The organism is Catenuloplanes atrovinosus (genome assembly GCF_031458235.1).
GTDB classification, from domain to species: Bacteria; Actinomycetota; Actinomycetes; order Mycobacteriales; family Micromonosporaceae; genus Catenuloplanes; species Catenuloplanes atrovinosus.
The window spans coordinates 8,491,556-8,506,158 of record NZ_JAVDYB010000001.1; the positions used below are offsets into that span (position 1 = coordinate 8,491,556).

General features: G+C 72.6%; 18 protein-coding genes. 6 read left to right on the top strand and 12 right to left on the bottom strand.

The window, feature by feature from the left end; all coding sequences use genetic code 11:
- Window positions 1–13 precede the first annotated feature (13 nt).
- Complete coding sequence (locus tag J2S41_RS37970) at window positions 14–922, top strand: TIGR03619 family F420-dependent LLM class oxidoreductase (protein WP_310375586.1); 909 nt, start codon at window positions 14–16, stop codon at window positions 920–922.
- On the opposite strand, the gene J2S41_RS37975 is transcribed toward J2S41_RS37970, so the two are convergent.
- Window positions 919–1,377 (bottom strand): VOC family protein, encoded by a 459-nt coding sequence (locus tag J2S41_RS37975; protein WP_310375588.1) that lies wholly within the window; start codon window positions 1,375–1,377, stop codon window positions 919–921. The genes J2S41_RS37970 and J2S41_RS37975 overlap by 4 nt on opposite strands.
- 18 nt (window positions 1,378–1,395) lie before the next feature.
- Here J2S41_RS37975 and J2S41_RS37980 point away from each other — a divergent pair, with 18 nt between their 5' ends.
- Together J2S41_RS37980 and J2S41_RS37985 are read left to right on the top strand one after the other, a co-directional pair.
- Window positions 1,396–2,232 carry a helix-turn-helix domain-containing protein gene (locus J2S41_RS37980; RefSeq protein WP_310375590.1) on the top strand — a complete coding sequence of 279 codons (837 nt, stop codon included), beginning with the start codon at window positions 1,396–1,398 and terminating at the stop codon, window positions 2,230–2,232.
- Window positions 2,229–2,642, top strand: coding sequence for a hypothetical protein (locus J2S41_RS37985; RefSeq protein WP_310375592.1), 414 nt, complete (start codon window positions 2,229–2,231; stop codon window positions 2,640–2,642). Before J2S41_RS37980 ends, J2S41_RS37985 begins: the two co-directional genes overlap by 4 nt.
- 485 nt (window positions 2,643–3,127) lie before the next feature.
- Here J2S41_RS37985 and J2S41_RS37990 read toward each other — a convergent pair whose 3' ends face one another.
- The 6 genes from J2S41_RS37990 to J2S41_RS38015 form a co-directional block, all read right to left on the bottom strand.
- Entirely contained in the window at window positions 3,128–3,442 is a 315-nt protein-coding gene (locus J2S41_RS37990) for a type II toxin-antitoxin system PemK/MazF family toxin (RefSeq protein WP_310375594.1), read from the bottom strand.
- A complete protein-coding gene (locus J2S41_RS37995) occupies window positions 3,439–3,690 on the bottom strand; it encodes a hypothetical protein (RefSeq protein ID WP_310375595.1) in 252 nt (83 codons plus the stop codon). The genes J2S41_RS37990 and J2S41_RS37995 overlap by 4 nt, the downstream gene beginning before the upstream one ends.
- A gap of 62 nt (window positions 3,691–3,752) precedes the next feature.
- Window positions 3,753–4,517: a nucleotidyltransferase domain-containing protein gene (locus tag J2S41_RS38000; protein WP_310376843.1), complete on the bottom strand. Its 765-nt coding sequence runs from the start codon at window positions 4,515–4,517 to the stop codon at window positions 3,753–3,755.
- An 8-nt stretch (window positions 4,518–4,525) separates the two neighbouring features.
- Window positions 4,526–5,449, bottom strand: a complete 924-nt coding sequence (locus J2S41_RS38005) for a nucleotidyltransferase domain-containing protein (protein WP_310375596.1) — start codon at window positions 5,447–5,449, stop codon at window positions 4,526–4,528.
- Between the two features lie 2 nt (window positions 5,450–5,451).
- Window positions 5,452–6,078 carry a hypothetical protein gene (locus J2S41_RS38010; protein ID WP_310375598.1) on the bottom strand — a complete coding sequence of 209 codons (627 nt, stop codon included), beginning with the start codon at window positions 6,076–6,078 and terminating at the stop codon, window positions 5,452–5,454.
- 80 nt (window positions 6,079–6,158) lie between these two features.
- A complete protein-coding gene (locus J2S41_RS38015; protein ID WP_310375599.1) occupies window positions 6,159–7,307 on the bottom strand; it encodes an MFS transporter in 1,149 nt (382 codons plus the stop codon).
- 57 nt (window positions 7,308–7,364) lie between these two features.
- On the opposite strand from J2S41_RS38015, the gene ychF reads away from it, so the two are divergent.
- On the top strand, window positions 7,365–8,450 hold the full coding sequence (gene ychF / locus J2S41_RS38020; protein ID WP_310375601.1) for a redox-regulated ATPase YchF: 1,086 nt from the start codon (window positions 7,365–7,367) through the stop codon (window positions 8,448–8,450).
- Window positions 8,451–8,461: 11 nt separating this feature from the next.
- Complete coding sequence (locus tag J2S41_RS38025; protein ID WP_310375603.1) at window positions 8,462–9,199, top strand: Type 1 glutamine amidotransferase-like domain-containing protein; 738 nt, start codon at window positions 8,462–8,464, stop codon at window positions 9,197–9,199.
- Between the two features lie 2 nt (window positions 9,200–9,201).
- On the opposite strand, the gene J2S41_RS38030 is transcribed toward J2S41_RS38025, so the two are convergent.
- Together J2S41_RS38030 and J2S41_RS38035 are read right to left on the bottom strand one after the other, a co-directional pair.
- On the bottom strand, window positions 9,202–9,564 hold the full coding sequence (locus J2S41_RS38030) for a PH domain-containing protein (protein ID WP_310375604.1): 363 nt from the start codon (window positions 9,562–9,564) through the stop codon (window positions 9,202–9,204).
- Window positions 9,565–9,606: 42 nt separating this feature from the next.
- Window positions 9,607–9,924 carry a 4a-hydroxytetrahydrobiopterin dehydratase gene (locus J2S41_RS38035; RefSeq protein WP_310375606.1) on the bottom strand — a complete coding sequence of 106 codons (318 nt, stop codon included), beginning with the start codon at window positions 9,922–9,924 and terminating at the stop codon, window positions 9,607–9,609.
- A 185-nt stretch (window positions 9,925–10,109) separates the two neighbouring features.
- On the opposite strand from J2S41_RS38035, the gene J2S41_RS38040 reads away from it, so the two are divergent.
- On the top strand, window positions 10,110–10,526 hold the full coding sequence (locus J2S41_RS38040) for a (deoxy)nucleoside triphosphate pyrophosphohydrolase (protein ID WP_310375608.1): 417 nt from the start codon (window positions 10,110–10,112) through the stop codon (window positions 10,524–10,526).
- Between the two features lie 321 nt (window positions 10,527–10,847).
- Here J2S41_RS38040 and J2S41_RS38045 read toward each other — a convergent pair whose 3' ends face one another.
- From J2S41_RS38045 to sdhC, 3 genes are read right to left on the bottom strand one after another with little or no spacing between them, the layout of a single operon-like run.
- Window positions 10,848–11,903, bottom strand: a complete 1,056-nt coding sequence (locus J2S41_RS38045) for a succinate dehydrogenase/fumarate reductase iron-sulfur subunit (RefSeq protein WP_310375610.1) — start codon at window positions 11,901–11,903, stop codon at window positions 10,848–10,850.
- A gap of 4 nt (window positions 11,904–11,907) precedes the next feature.
- Window positions 11,908–13,803, bottom strand: coding sequence for a fumarate reductase/succinate dehydrogenase flavoprotein subunit (locus J2S41_RS38050; protein ID WP_310375611.1), 1,896 nt, complete (start codon window positions 13,801–13,803; stop codon window positions 11,908–11,910).
- Between the two features lie 9 nt (window positions 13,804–13,812).
- Window positions 13,813–14,595, bottom strand: coding sequence for a succinate dehydrogenase subunit SdhC (gene sdhC / locus J2S41_RS38055; protein WP_310375613.1), 783 nt, complete (start codon window positions 14,593–14,595; stop codon window positions 13,813–13,815).
- Window positions 14,596–14,603 lie beyond the last annotated feature (8 nt).

Here is a 14,603-nt window from a genome sequence, read left to right on the forward strand (position 1 = left end):
GTACGGTGGGGCCATGCATGTCGGACTCGGCCTCCCGGTGGCCGGCGCGTGGGCCACCCCGGAGCGGATCGCGGCCGTGGCCACTCGCGCGGAGCGGCTCGGATACCACTCACTCTGGACGTTCCAGCGGCTCTACGTCCCGGCCGACCCGCAGCCGGACCCGGTCTACCGCAGCGTGCTCGACCCGCTGATCGCGCTCGCGTACGCGGCCGCGCACACCAGCCGGATCCGGCTCGGCGTCGCGGTGGTGAACGCGCCGTTCGTGCCGCCGCCGCACCTGGCCAAGCAGGCCACCACGCTGGACGTGCTCTCCGCCGGCCGCCTCGATCTGGGCCTGGGCAGCGGCTGGTCCGCGCCGGAGTTCGTCGCGACCGGCGCGGACCCGGCCCGGCGCGGCGCGCGGATCGGCGAGTACGTCCGGGTGCTCCGCACGCTCTGGTCCGGCTCCGGCGCCGCCCACGAGGGCGAGTTCTACCGGCTCCCGCCCGGCTACCAGCATCCGCTGCCGGTCCAGCGCCCCGGCCCGCCGATCCTGCTCGGCGGCTCCGCACCGGCCGCGCTGCGCCGGGCCGGTCGCCTCGCCGACGGCTGGATCAGCCGCAGCAAGGCGAACCTGGCCGAGATCGGCGACAGCGTGGCCATCGTGCGCGCCGCCGCGGCCGGCGCGGGCCGCGACCCGGCCGCGATCCGCGTGGTCAGCCGCGGCCCGGTCCGGGCCGGCGACGCGCTGCCGGAGGCCGGGCGCACGCCGCTCACCGGTTCATACGCGCAGATCCGGGCGGACGTGGACCGGCTCGCCGAGGCCGGCGTCACCGAGGTCTTCCACGACCTGAACTGGGACCCGCTGATCGGCGCGCCGGACGCCGACCCGGCCGCCGCCGCCCGCCGCGCCGACGAACTCATCGAGGCGCTGGCCCCCTAGGACGCCCACTCCAGCGCCGCGGCCTGGATCTCCTCCACCGGTACGTCCCGGTCGTGCCGCGCGATCGCCCAGCGCACGCCGAACGGGCAGCGCAGCACACCCATCCGGTCGCCGGAGAAGACGTCCGCGACCTCGGACAGCGGTGTGGCGCCGGCCGCCACCGCGCGCGCGAAGACCTCGTCCGGGTCCGGCACCCACAGCGTGACCGTGAACGCGTTCCCCTCGGCCGGTGGCGGCACGATCCCGTACGCCGGCATCGGCTCGCTGAGCTGGAACCGCACCCCGTTGATCTCCACCTCGGCGTGCATGATCGAGCCGTCCGGCGCCTCCATCCGCACCGGCACGGCCGCGCCGAAGACGTCCCGGTAGAAGTCCAGCGCCTTGGCCGCCTCGTTCACCGTGAAGAAGAGGCTGACCTGGGCGTATCCGGCCGGAGCCACGTTTTTGTCAGACATGGGGTCCATGCTTGTCCCATGACGGCGACCGCGCTTGGACAAACGCGACAGGCGACCACCAGCACGCGCGGGCTGCTCGGCGCCCGTGACTACCGGGTGACCCGGCTGGCCCCGTCCGACGCGGTGTCCGAGCTGGTGGAGCGGCACTGGCTGGTCGACTGGGACCTGCCGGACGGGCGGACCTCGCGGGCCACGCTGCTGCCGCACCCGTGCGTGAACCTGACCTGGCTTCCGGGGACCGACGTGATGATCAACGGAGTGGGTCGCGGCCTGTTCACGTACCCGCTGGCGGGCCGGGGTTTCGTCTTTGGGGTGAAGTTCCGGCCGGGTGGCTTCGCGCCGTTCTGGCCCGGCCAGCTGGCCGAGCTGACCGACCGGGTCCGGCCGCTCGACCGGGCCGGCGAGCTGCGCGACGCGCTGGCCGCGGCCCGGGGTCCGGACGAGATGGCCGCGGCCGTGGAGCGGCACCTGCTGGCCCGGTGGCCCGCGCCGGATCCGGCGGTCGCGCTGGTCGGGCGGATCATCCGGGTGCTGCTGCACGACCGCGAGGTGCGCCGGGTGGACGAGGTGGCCGCCCGGTTCGGCCTGTCCGCGCGCTCGCTGCAGCGGCTGTTCCGGGCGTACGTGGGTGTGACGCCCAAGGCGGTGCTGTCCCGCTACCGGCTGCACGAGGCGGCCGAGCGGCTGGCCGATCCGGACTCCGGCGGGCCGTCCCAGGTCGCGGCGGACCTCGGCTACTTCGACCAGTCGCACTTCATCCGCGACTTCACCCGGGTGCTGGGGGAGACCCCGGGCAGTTTTGAGTACCGGCACTCAGGGCCGGCACCGCGCGCGGCGGCAGGATCGTCCCCATGAGTCGCACGAGTGCCGGGCTCCGGCAGGTCCTCCTCGGCGCGGTCGCCGGGGCCGCCGTCTTCGCGGTCGCCTGGGCCGCGTCATCCGCCGTCGTCTTCGGGCTCGGCAGCCTGCTGTGGCCGGAGAGCCCGGACGCCAACATCGGCGCCGGCCTGATCCTGCTGGCGATCCCGGCCGCCGTCATCCCGCTGGCCCTCTGGGCCGCGCTGCGCGCGTTGCGCGTGCCCGCCGCCGCGCTGATCGGCGCCGGCGGCATCGTCGTCTACGTGCTGGCCGTCCAGATCGGCACCGGCCAGTCCGCCTGGGAGCCGGTCTACCTGACCGCCGCGGCCGGCACCGCCGTCTTCGCCATCTACGCGGGCCTCGCGACCGCACTCGCCGGCGCGATCACGTCCCGCCGCGAGGCCTGATCCCGGGGGGTGGGGATCGGGTCCGGGCGGCTGGGGGGCCGCCCGGACCCGCGACGTCCACGGCAGCACGTCGCCCCTGCCGGCGATTTTCCGCTGTCGGCAGGGACGTCCGCGCGCGCCATGAGACCCGGCCGGCGGCGGCCGCCGCGTGCGGTTTCCGAGACGACGTGCCAGGGCCTGCGACAGCCGGGCCGTGGTCGGCGGCGCGCCGCCGGTCACGTTCCGGAACGGGATGCCCGTCGCGACCGAGGTTCCGCGGCGGAACGCCACGCGCGTCACGAGATCAGGCCGGCGGAGGCCGCGTAGGTTTGTCCTGGCCACGCCGGGACCGGCTCCGTCGCCGCGAGCGGAGCGGAGCGCCAGCGGAGTCGGAGCGCGCGGCGAGGTTTGCCCGCGGGAGCATGCGGAAACCGGCCGCGCCGGAAGCGGGAATATGGGGTCCGGGGTTGTTCCCGGGGCTGGCGCAGTGCCCGCGGGAGCGACGGTCACAGCTCGAAAAGGTCCCGGATCGCCTCGCTGAGCCGGGCCAGGCTGGCACCGGTGATCATGCCGACCTTCTCCGCGCCCGCGCTCGCCGGCAGCCGGCGCATCCGGTTCACCACCACGACGCCCGACAGCGGGTCCGCCTCCGCGAGCGGCACCGCGAACGGGGGCAGCTCCGTCGAGCCGCGCTGGCGCACGATCGGGGCGCAGAACGGGGCGGCGCTGGGGCGCTCGTTGTGTGAGTCGCCGGACAGGACCACCACCCGGTACCGCAGGTCGCTGCGGCCACCGATGGTCCAGATCTCGCCCCGGTTCACGCTGCGTCGGAGAGGTCGTTCCAGTTGGTCTCGAGCTTCTCCGCCAGACGGTCGAAGCCGTCCAACTCGTCGCGGACGTCGGGGTTGGCGGTGAGCCACTCCTCGTGGCGCCGGGCCGCCTGCCGCAGCGCCTCGCGCCGGACCGCGCGGTCCAGCCACGCCGAGAGCGTGAGACCCTCCTCGGCCGCGGCCGCCCGCGCCCGGGCCAGGGTGTCCGCCCTCAGGCCGAGGGTCACCTTTTCCGCCATACGGCCGATCGTACGCGCGCCGGGCGTCCTCGCGAACTCAGCACGTCGCGTCCCGGACCAGATCATGACCTGCCGGTACGCAGCCGGACCAGCAGGTCGTGCACCGCGTCCGCCGCACCCGGCCGCTCGGGCAGGTGGGTCGACGCGCGGGCCTGCTCCAGCGCGGCCTCCAGCGTGGCGAGGTCGGTGGCCAGCCGGTCGTCGCCCGGCCCGAACCCGGTGGCGGCCCGGTGCTCGCCGGCCGCCTTCGCCGCGATCAGCTCGGGCAGGTATCCGGGTGCCTCGGGCACGATCCCGGCCAGCGTGGGCAGGTGCGCGCTCAGCTCGCCGGACCGCATCAGGTGCAGGCCGGTCAGGTACGCCCGGAACGTGTACAGCAGCGGCTTGAGCTCCCCGGACTTGGCGTAGAGCCGGTGCTGGGTCTGCGCGAAGCCGCGGTAGTGGTGCGCGTGGTGGCGGGTCACCGTGTCCGGGCCGAGCGCCACCAGTTCCTCGTGCGCGGGCGATCCGGCCACCACGATCGGCGAGAGCAGCTGCTCCAGCACGTACCCGTTGCGGCTCAGCAGCAGCCGGAAGAACTTGAACGCGTCGTGCGTGACCAGGTCGATCTCGGCGCCGTCCTGTTCCCACCCGGTGTCGATCGTGTCCCGGCCGGTCCGCAGCCCGACCACCTCCTCGATCGGCAGCAGGTGCGCGCCGCGCAGGTCGACGTCCGAGTCCCGGCTCGGGAAGCCGTAGAGGTGCGCGCCGGAGACGGTCACGAACAGCAGCGGGTACGGCTGACCGGCCGTGATCGCGCGCAGCTCCGCCAGGTCCAGCACGGTCATGTCGCGCGTCACGCCAGCGCCTCCCGCGCGCTGCGGGCCCGCACCGAGCGCAGCCAGGCGTCGACGCGGGCCGCGTCCGGCACGGCGGGCAGCGGCGTGGCGTCCAGCGCGTCGTCGATCTGCGCGTGCAGCGACAGCCGCCAGGTCTCCACCTCCGGCCAGGCGCGCTCGCCCCGCCGTACCGACAGCAGCCGTTCGCGGTGTTCGCCCGCGTCGGTGCGGAACGCGCCGGTCGCGAGCACGTCCCGGCAGGCCAGCAGCAGCCGGAGCAGGTGCATCACGTGCTTCCAGCGCGGTTCCCCGTCCCGCCGCAGGTCCGCCTCGATCTTCTTGAACTGACTCAGTACATAACCGGAGTAGGTCTGGTACATCAGCTGGGACAGGAACGCGCCGCGCAGCTCCACCAGTTCCTCGCCGAGCGGCGTGATCGTCTCCACCATCGGCGAGTGCAGCACCTCCAGCAGGTTCGGGTTCGCCTTCAGGGCCAGCTCGCAGAAGCGCTCCACCTCCCAGGAGAACTGCTCCGGGGCGGGACCCTCCACGTGCCGCGGCGGCTTGCGCAGCGACCAGAACGCGTCCGCCGGTGCCGCGTAGACACCGCGCAGGTCGGTGTCCGAGCCCTCGACGTCCAGCCCGAACGCGCGCGAACCGACCACCGCGGCGTAGATCGTGTGATCCGTGACGTAGCGGTGGTCGTCCGTGACCGGCCCGGACCGGGTCGCGTCCCGCTGGTAGGCCTTGCGCAGCGCCAGGTCGCCGCGCCCGGCCGTGATCTGGCGGCCGTCGGTGAGCCGGATCAGGTATCCGCCGGACTCCGCGTCGCCGACCACGCGACCGGTCGCGCCGCGCTGCACGCGGGCGCCGGCCTGGTCCAGGGAGGCCTCCCGGAGCACCACCTGGGTGCCGCCCGGGAGACGGGGAGAAGTCGTCATCGCTAGGCGATCGTACGTTCGCCCCGCTCGAAACCCCGGCCGGTCCAGGTGAACCGGTCCGTCACGGTCAGGCTGCCGCCGGACGCGTTGTCGTCCTTCTCGGTGAACGCGCGTGAGGTGACCACCACGGTGCCGTTCTCCAGCAAGAGCTTCTTCACCCGAAGGCCGCGGTCGTCCTCGCCGTCCTGGTACGTGAGCAGCACGCCCAGCCGCCGCCAGCCACCCGCGGGCGGCGCGCCGTCGTACGCGTGCACCACGGACGGCCAGCTCGACGTGGACGCGGTGCAGGAGGCCGCGACCAGGACGTCCGCCACGCCGTCGCCGGTCACGTCGCGGTTGGCCACCGCACCCTGCTCGACCGGCATCGCGGCGGCCGGGCACGCCAGCGCCGCGGCCAGCGCGGACTGCCAGTCGCCGGTGCCGGTCTCACCGGGCGCCGCCGGTGGGGCTTCGCTGGTCGCGGGCGGGGCCGCGCCGGTCGCCGATGGCGCCGGGGCGGCGGCGGAGGCGGCGGCGGGCGCGGAGATGGTGGACGGCGCCGGCTGGGGTGCCCTCGCCTCCTCCTCGCCTCCGTTGGTGCACGCCGTGAGCGCCAGCGCCAGTGCCAGCACGCCGATCTTCTTGATCATGTCGAGTTCCTCCCCGTGACGGACGACTGTCGGTTCGCACCAACGGCACGCCTCAGCCGCGGTGCCGGTTGCACCCGATCTCAATCTCTGGCGAGTACGGCCGCGCCCAGCACGCCGGCCGCCGCGTGCACGCCCGCGGCCGCGAACAGCAGGCCGTGCGCGCCGGCGCCGGCCGCGTACCCGGCGAGCGCGGTGCCCAGCGCCGCTGTGGTCACCTTCAGCCCGGCGCCGAGCGTGAAGACCTGCGTGTGCACCGCGGCCGGCGCGTGCCGGTCCCGGCTGGTGAACAGCGCGGCCGACTGCGGCCCGAAGAAGAACCCGGCCGCGCCGAAGAGCAGGGCCGCGGGGATCACGCCGGGCACGAACGGCACCGCGGCCAGCGGCAGCGCGGAGGCCACCAGACAGATCATCACGGTACGTTCCGGACGGCGCGCGCCGATCGGGTACCGCGCGTACAGCAGCGATCCGGCCATCCCGCCGATCGCGGCCGCGGACAGCAGCGCGCCGGAGGCGTACCCGGCGTGGTACTCGATCGCCAGCAGCGCCGCGATCAGCGGGAACGCGCCGGTCGCGCCCGCGCCCAGGCTGGTCGCCAGCGTCACCGCGCGCAGCCGGCGGATTCGCCAGATCGCGCCGAACCCGCCGGTCAGCATGCCGCCCAGCGTGGCGGCCGGCGCCTCGCGCCGGGTCAGCGGCAGCGACAGCACCACCAGCCCGGCCGTGAGCGCACCACCGCCGAGCAGCAGCGTCGCCGCGCGCGGGCCGGGCGTCTCCGCCACCACGGCCGCCGTGGCGGGGCCGCAGATGCCGGCCAGGTTGTAGGTCATCACGTCCAGCCCGTAGACCCGGTCCCGCCGCCCGGCCGGGAACAACTCCTTGATCAGGCTGGACAGGCCGCCGAAGCCCAGCGGCGCGCAGGCACCGCCGAGCACCGCGACGAGCAGCACCACCGCGGCCGGGAGCACGCCGGTGAGCAGGCCGCACACGGCCAGCGCCGCACCGTACCCGCCGAGGAACAGCGCGTAGACCGGCGCCCGGCGGCGGGCCCGGTCCGCGATCACGCCGACCGCGGACGCCGCCAGCACGTGCGGCACCATGAACGCGGCGGCCAGCGCACCGCCGAAGAACGTGCTGCCGGTCGTGTCCAGCGCCAGCAGGAGCAGCGCCACCCGGGCGCCCTCGTCCGCGAACCGGGCGAGCACCGCGACGGCCAGATATCGATAGATCATCACCGAAGACGATAGGCCGGACCGGCGCGATCCGCGCGGGCACTAAGCTGGTCAGTCGTGAGTCTCAGCATCGGCATCGTCGGCCTGCCCAACGTCGGCAAGAGCACCCTGTTCAACGCCCTGACCAAGAACGACGTGCTCGCGGCGAACTACCCGTTCGCCACGATCGAGCCGAACGTCGGCGTGGTCGGGCTGCCGGACGAGCGGCTGGACAAGCTGGCCTCGCTCTTCGAGTCGCAGAAGGTCATCCCGGCGCCGGTCTCGTTCGTCGACATCGCCGGCCTGGTCCGCGGCGCGTCCAAGGGCCAGGGCCGCGGCAACGCGTTCCTGGCGAACATCCGCGACGCCTCCGCGATCTGCCAGGTGGTCCGCGCGTTCTCCGACCCGAACGTGGTGCACGTCGACGGCAAGGTCTCGCCCAAGGACGACATCGAGACGATCAACACCGAGCTGATCCTCGCCGACCTGCAGACGCTGGAGAAGGCGATCCCGCGCCTGGAGAAGGAGGCGAAGCTCAAGAAGGACCGGGCGGGCATCGCCGCCGCCGCCAAGGCCGCCGCCGAGCTGCTCAACGAGGGCACCACGCTCTACGCGGGCGCCGCCGCGGCCGGCATCGAGGTCGACGAGCTGCGCGAGCTGCACCTGCTCACCACCAAGCCGTTCCTCTACGTCTTCAACGTCGACGAGGAGGAGCTGGCCAACGCGGAGTTCCTCGACTCGCTGCGCGCGCTGGTCGCGCCGGCCGAGGCCGTCTTCATGGACGCCAAGATCGAGTCCGAGCTGATCGACCTCCCCGAGGACGAGGCCCGCGAGCTGCTCGAGTCCATCGGCCAGACCGAGCCGGGCCTCAACCAGCTGATCCGCGTCGGCTTCCGCACGCTCGGCCTCCAGACCTACCTGACGGCCGGCCCCAAGGAGGCCCGCGCCTGGACCATCCCGATCGGCGCCACCGCCCCCGAGGCCGCCGGCGTCATCCACTCGGACTTCCAGCGCGGCTTCATCAAGGCCGAGATCGTCGGCTTCGACGACCTCATCGCCGCCGGCTCCATGGCCGCCGCCAAATCCGCCGGCAAGGTCCGCATGGAAGGCAAGGACTACACCATGCAAGACGGCGACGTCGTCGAATTCCGCTTCAACGTCTGACAGGGGGCGTCGTGGCGGCGGATGAGCCGACGATTCTGGCGACCAGCATGGTGTTTCGCGGGGCCGGGGCCGGGCCGTACGACTGGCAGGCGCCGCCGGTCTACCGGTACGCGGCGGAGCTGGCCGGGACCGGTGGGCGGCGGCCGAAGCTGTGCTACCTGGGGCAGGCCGACGGGGACAGCATGAACTCCCGTGCCGCGTTCTACGCCGCGCTGAGCGCGGAGGGGTTCGCGGTCTCGCACCTGGCGCTGTTTCCCATGCCGAACCACCGGGACGTCCGGCGGCACCTGCTGGAGCAGGACGTCATCTGGGTCGGCGGCGGCAGCGTGGCGAACATGGTGGCGGTCTGGCGGGTGCACGGGCTGCCGGAGATCCTGCACGAGGCGTGGCAGGCCGGCGTGGTGCTGGGCGGCGTGTCCGCGGGCAGCATCTGCTGGACGCTCGGCGGCACCACCGACAGTTTCGGCCGAGACCTGCGCGCGTTCACCGGCGGACTGGGCTGGCTGCCGTACGCGAACGGCGTGCACTACGACGCGGAGGAGCAGCGGCGCCCGCAGATGCACCGCCTGATGCGCGAGGGCGTGCTGGCCCCGCACGGATACGCCACGGACAACGGCGCCGGCCTGGTCTTCCGCGGCACCACGCTGGCCGGGGCGATCACCGACCGGGACGGCGCCGGCGCCTACGAACTGCACCGCACCGACACCGGCGACGTCACCGAGACCCCGCTCCCGACCACCCGGATCTGACGCTACGAGATGTAGAAGAGGATGACGTTGTGGACGTGGTGGGCCTTGTGGTCGCCGCGGAACTCGACCTCGTAGGTATGGGTGCCGACGTTGATCGCGATGGTGCTGGAGCCGAAGAAGGTGCCGGCCCACGACTTGTTGCTGACGACGCTGACGCTGGTCACCCTGGCGTAGGGGATGCTGGTGATCGCGAACTTCTTGCCGACGAACGACTTGTCCTGGATGATCACGCGGCGGTTGGTGAGGCCGATGAAGCCGGTGCCGACGCCGACCGCGTCGTAGACGGCGATGACGTCCTCACCCTCGAGGAGGCCGCTCTCGATCTGCTTCAGCTGTTCCTTGCGGTCATAGGTCGCCTGTGCCATGACCTGAAGGCTAGACCGGCCGCGCTGTGGCGAGCGTCACCATCAGGCGGCGGTGACGGTGCGGTACGCGTCCTCGATACGGGCGGCGAGTGCCACCTGACCTTCCGTTATGGACTCGGCGCCGGCGGCGGCGACCCGGATCTGGGTCTCGCCCTCCAGGCGCCGGATCTCCGGCCGGAGGTGCAGCGCGTCGGCCGCCACCTTGATCCGCTCGGTCAGGTCCGCATGCTGTGCCTCGTTCAGAGCTAGAGTTCGGCTGAGCTGCTGGCCGTCGCGGGTCCACCCGGACAGGACGGTCAGGGCGTCACTCAGATAATCGCGGTTCGCTGTGCGTCCGCTGTTGCTCCAGAGAGCACGCATCGCCACGCCTCCCCCAGGCGTCGTTGCCGGCTTGTGGCCAAATCGTCGCCGTGTCGTCATGGTGTCGCCCCTAGTCTTCCCGCTGACGGGTTGGCGTGTCCATGGCTACTGGACCACCTTGTCGTCGTACTAAGAGTTGATGCCGTCCACCCGAAATACCGATTGATCTGGCACTCTGGTTGCCCGTGTACACGGAACAGGCCAGGTCGAAGGTCGTCGTCGGCGCTGCCATCCTCTCCGGCGGACGCGTCCTGGCCTGCGCGCGCTCGGCGCCCCCGGAGGTCGCCGGCCGATTCGAGTTCCCCGGCGGCAAGGTCGAGCCGGGCGAGTCCGAGACCGACGCGGTCGCACGCGAATGCGCGGAGGAACTGGGCATCACGGTCCGGGCCGGCGCGCGTCTCGGCGGCGACGTGCCGCTCGGCAACGGCTGGGCGGTCCTTCGCGTCTACCTCGCGGAGCTGATCGGCGACGCCCAGCCACGCGCGCTGGAGCACCGCGAACTCCGCTGGCTCGCCGCGGACGAGCTCGACTCCGTCCCCTGGCTGCCCGCCGACGTACCGATCGTGGCCGCCCTCCGCAACCACCTGCGGGACCACTCCTGAGCGCCGAGAACCGATTTCCCGCTTCCGGCCCGGCTGGGTCCCGCATGCTCCCGCGGGCACTGTGCCGGCCCCGGGGACGACCCCGGACCCCAATCTTCCCGCTTCCGGCCCGGCTGAGCCCCGCATGCTCCCGCGGGCCAACCTCGCCGCGGGCTTCGACTCCGCTGGCGCTCCGCTCCGCTCGCGGCGACGGAGCCGGTCCCGGCGTGGCCGGGGAAGAACCACGCGACGGCCGTCGCCGGCCGAGCCGCGTGGCGCGGCCGGCGTTGCGGGGGCGTGGCGGCCGCCGGACGCCTGCGGAGTCATGACGGGGAGGCACCGCTAGTGGAGCGGCTCGTCCCGTACCACCTCGGAGATCGCCTCGGCGGGGGTGCGGCCGGGGCGGTCGCGCGCCGGGTGGTGGTAGTTCAGGTCCTCGACCGGCAGCGGGAACGTCACGTCGTCGCCGAACGGGGACGGCGCCGCCTGGTTCTCGAAGGTCAGTTCCGTCAGCGGCAGGTGCCCGCGGTCGTCGGTCGCGGCCGCCTGCGCGCCCCGGTGCGGGCGCTGCCGGTCGGGTTCGCCCGGGGCCGGCTCGCGGGGCGGCAGCACGCCCAGGGCCGGGTCCGGCGCGGCGTCCTCCAGCTGGTCCCGGCGGAAGATCTTGCGGCCGAGCCAGACCAGCGGGTCGTAGCGGCGGTCGACCACGCGCTCCTTCATCGGGATGATCGCGTTGTCGGTGATCTTGATGTGTTCCGGGCACACCTCGGTGCAGCACTTCGTGATGTTGCAGAAGCCCAGGCCCATCGATGCCTGCGCGTGCTCCTTGCGGTCCGCCTGGGAGTCCAGCGGGTGCATGTCCAGCTCGGCCGCGCGGATGAAGAAGCGCGGCCCGGAGAACGGCGGCTTGTTCTCCTCGTGGTCGCGGATCACGTGGCAGGTGTTCTGGCAGAGGAAGCACTCGATGCACTTGCGGAACTCCTGCGAGCGCTCCACGTCGACCTGCTGCATGCGGTACTCGCCCGGCGCCAGCGACGGCGGCGGCGCGAACGCGGGCGTCTCGCGCGCCTTGTCGTAGTTGAAGGACACGTCCGTGACCAGGTCGCGGATGACCGGGAAGGTGCGCAGCGGCGTGATGGTGACGGTCTCGTCCTCGGTGAAGGTCGACATCCGGGTCATGCAGCCCAGCCGCGGCATGCCGTTGATCTCCATCGAGCAGGAGCCGCACTTGCCGGCCTTGCAGTTCCACCGGCAGGCCAGGTCCGGCGTCTGGGTGGCCTGCAACCGGTGGATGACGTCCAGCACGACCTCGCCCTCGTTCACCTCGACCTGGAAGTCGCGCAGCTCACCGCCGCTCGCGTCGCCCCGCCAGACCCTGAAGTTGCGCTTCGTGCCCATCTGCTCATGCCTCCGGCAGCGCGTCGAACTCGGCCAGTTCCTCGTCGGTCAGGTATTTCGACATCTCGGTACGGTCGAACAGCCGCAGCAGCTCCGGCCGCATCCTGGGCAGCGCCTTCCGGGTCAGCCGTACGCCGTCGCCGTCCAGCGCGCAGACCAGGTTCACCCGCCGCCAGGCCGGGTCCATCGCCGGGAAGTCCTCGCGCGTGTGCCCGCCGCGCGACTCGGTGCGCTCCAGCGCCGCCCGGGCCGTGCACTCGGAGACCACCAGCATGTTGCGCAGGTCGAGCGCGAGGTGCCAGCCCGGGTTGTAGCGCCGGCCGCCGGTCGCGCTCACGCCCGCCACCCGCGCCCGCAGCTCGTGCAGCCGCTTCAGCGCCTCGGACAGCTCGGACTCGCGGCGGATGATGCCGACCAGGTCACCCATGATCGCCTGCAGTTCCTGCTGGAGGTGGTACGGGTTGTCGCCGCCGGCGCGCTCCAGCGGGCCGAGCGCGGTGCTCACCGCCGCCGCCAGGTCACCGGCCGAGACCCGGGGCCGCCCGGCGGTGTCGCAGTACGCCGCCGCGTGCTCGCCCGCGCGCTTGCCGAAGACCAGCAGGTCGGAGAGGGAGTTGCCGCCCAGCCGGTTGGAGCCGTGCATGCCGCCGGAGACCTCGCCGGCCGCGAACAGCCCGCGCACGCCGCCCAGCGCGGCCGCGGTGTCCGGGTCGACCTCCACGCCGCCCATCACGTAGTGGCAGGTCGGGCCCACCTCCATCGGCTGGGCCGTGATGTCGACGTCGGCCAGCTCCTTGAACTGGTGGTACATCGACGGCAGTCGCCGGCGGATGGTCTCGGCCGGCATGCGGGTGCTGACGTCCAGGTAGACGCCGCCGGCCGGGGTGCCGCGCCCCTCCTTGACCTCCGTGTTGATCGCGCGGGCCACCTCGTCGCGGGGCAGCAGCTCGGGCGGGCGGCGGTTGTTGTCCGGGTCGTCGTACCAGCGGTCGGCCTCCTCCTCGGTCTCCGCGTACTGCTTGCGGAAGACGTCGGGGACGTACCCGAACATGAAGCGCTTGCCGTCGGAGTTCTTCAGCACGCCGCCGTCGCCGCGCACCGACTCGGTGACCAGGATGCCCTTCACGGACGGCGGCCAGACCATGCCGGTCGGGTGGAACTGGAGGAACTCCATGTTGATCAGGTTCGCGCCGGCCCGGAGCGCCAGCGCGTGCCCGTCGCCGGTGTACTCCCACGAGTTCGACGTGACCTTGTACGACTTGCCGACGCCGCCGGTGGCCAGCACCACGGCCGGCGCCTCGAAGAGCACCAACTCGCCGGACTCGCGGTAATAGCCGAACGCGCCGGCGATCCGGTCGCCGTCCAGCATCAGCTCGGTGATCGTGGTCTCCGCGAACACCCGCAGCCGCGCGTCGTAGTCGCCGAACTCGCGGTGGTCCTCCTGCTGCAACGACACGATCTTCTGCTGCAGCGTGCGGATCATCTCCAGCCCGGTCCGGTCGCCGACGTGGGCGAGCCGCGGGTACTCGTGACCGCCGAAGTTGCGCTGCGATATCCGCCCGTCCTTGGTCCGGTCGAACAGCGCGCCGTACGTCTCCAGCTCCCAGATCCGCTCCGGCGCCTCCTTGGCGTGCAGCTCGGCCATCCGGAAGTTGTTCAGGAACTTGCCGCCGCGCATGGTGTCCCGGAAGTGGACCATCCAGTTGTCGCGCGAGTTGACGTTGCCCATCGCGGCCGCGGCGCCGCCCTCGGCCATCACCGTGTGCGCCTTGCCGAACAGCGACTTCGAGATGATCGCGGTCCGCTTCCCGGCCAGCCGCGCCTCGATCGCGGCCCGCAGCCCGGCGCCGCCCGCGCCGATGACCACCACGTCGTACCGGTGCCGTTCTGTTCGTGTCATGGTCGGCCCTCAGTTGATGAAGCGGAGGTCGGAGATCCAGCCCGCGGACAGCGCCATGATGTACGCGTCGGTCAGCGCGAGCGTGCCGAGCGTGATCCAGGCGAGCTGCATGTGCCGGACGTTCAGTTTCGACACGAGCGTCCAGAACCGGTACCGGATCGGGTGTCTGGAGAAGTGCTTGAGCCGACCGCCCGCGATGTGCCGGCAGGAGTGGCAGGACAGCGTGTACGCCCACAGCATGATCACGTTCACCCAGAGGATCACGTTGCCCAGGCCGAGCCCGGTGGCCTGCGCCAGCGCCGCGTCGTACGTGTTGATCACCGAGATGACCGCGGCGGCGTAGAACGCGTACCGGTGCACGTTCTGGAAGATCAGCGGGAAGCGCGTCTCGCCGGTGTACCGCTTGTGGCCGTCCGGCACCGCGCAGGCCGGCGGCGACAGCCAGAACGCCCGGTAGTACGCCTTCCGGTAGTAGTAGCAGGTCAACCGGAACAGCAGCAGGAACGGCAGCGTCATCGCGGCGTCCGGGATGATCCACCAGCCGGGCAGGAACCGTCCGAAGTGGGCGGCCTCCTCGACGCACCGCTGGGTCACGCACGGCGAGTAGAACGGCGTGAGGTAGTGGTAGGCCTCGACCCAGTAGTTCTCGTGCAGGAAGACCCGGACCGTGGCGTAGGCGACCCAGGCGCCCAGCCCCACGAACGTGACCAGCGGCGGGAACCACCACCGGTCCACCCGGAGCGTTCTGGCCGTGATCGCGGCCCGGCCCGGACCCGTCGCCGTCGTCGTCATCCAGGCTC

Bases quoted from the DNA above. Each gene is read 5' to 3' on its own strand.
- J2S41_RS37970 (WP_310375586.1), top strand. From the start codon at position 14: ATGCATGTCGGACTCGGCCTCCCGGTGGCCGGCGCGTGGGCCACCCCG.
- J2S41_RS37975 (WP_310375588.1), bottom strand. From the start codon at position 1,377: ATGTCTGACAAAAACGTGGCTCCGGCCGGATACGCCCAGGTCAGCCTC.
- J2S41_RS37980 (WP_310375590.1), top strand. From the start codon at position 1,396: ATGACGGCGACCGCGCTTGGACAAACGCGACAGGCGACCACCAGCACG.
- J2S41_RS37985 (WP_310375592.1), top strand. From the start codon at position 2,229: ATGAGTCGCACGAGTGCCGGGCTCCGGCAGGTCCTCCTCGGCGCGGTC.
- J2S41_RS37995 (WP_310375595.1), bottom strand. From the start codon at position 3,690: ATGGCGGAAAAGGTGACCCTCGGCCTGAGGGCGGACACCCTGGCCCGG.
- J2S41_RS38000 (WP_310376843.1), bottom strand. From the start codon at position 4,517: ATGACCGTGCTGGACCTGGCGGAGCTGCGCGCGATCACGGCCGGTCAG.
- J2S41_RS38005 (WP_310375596.1), bottom strand. From the start codon at position 5,449: ATGACGACTTCTCCCCGTCTCCCGGGCGGCACCCAGGTGGTGCTCCGG.
- J2S41_RS38010 (WP_310375598.1), bottom strand. From the start codon at position 6,078: ATGATCAAGAAGATCGGCGTGCTGGCACTGGCGCTGGCGCTCACGGCG.
- J2S41_RS38015 (WP_310375599.1), bottom strand. From the start codon at position 7,307: ATGATCTATCGATATCTGGCCGTCGCGGTGCTCGCCCGGTTCGCGGAC.
- J2S41_RS38030 (WP_310375604.1), bottom strand. From the start codon at position 9,564: ATGGCACAGGCGACCTATGACCGCAAGGAACAGCTGAAGCAGATCGAG.
- J2S41_RS38035 (WP_310375606.1), bottom strand. From the start codon at position 9,924: ATGCGTGCTCTCTGGAGCAACAGCGGACGCACAGCGAACCGCGATTAT.
- J2S41_RS38045 (WP_310375610.1), bottom strand. From the start codon at position 11,903: ATGGGCACGAAGCGCAACTTCAGGGTCTGGCGGGGCGACGCGAGCGGC.
- J2S41_RS38050 (WP_310375611.1), bottom strand. From the start codon at position 13,803: ATGACACGAACAGAACGGCACCGGTACGACGTGGTGGTCATCGGCGCG.
- sdhC (WP_310375613.1), bottom strand. From the start codon at position 14,595: ATGACGACGACGGCGACGGGTCCGGGCCGGGCCGCGATCACGGCCAGA.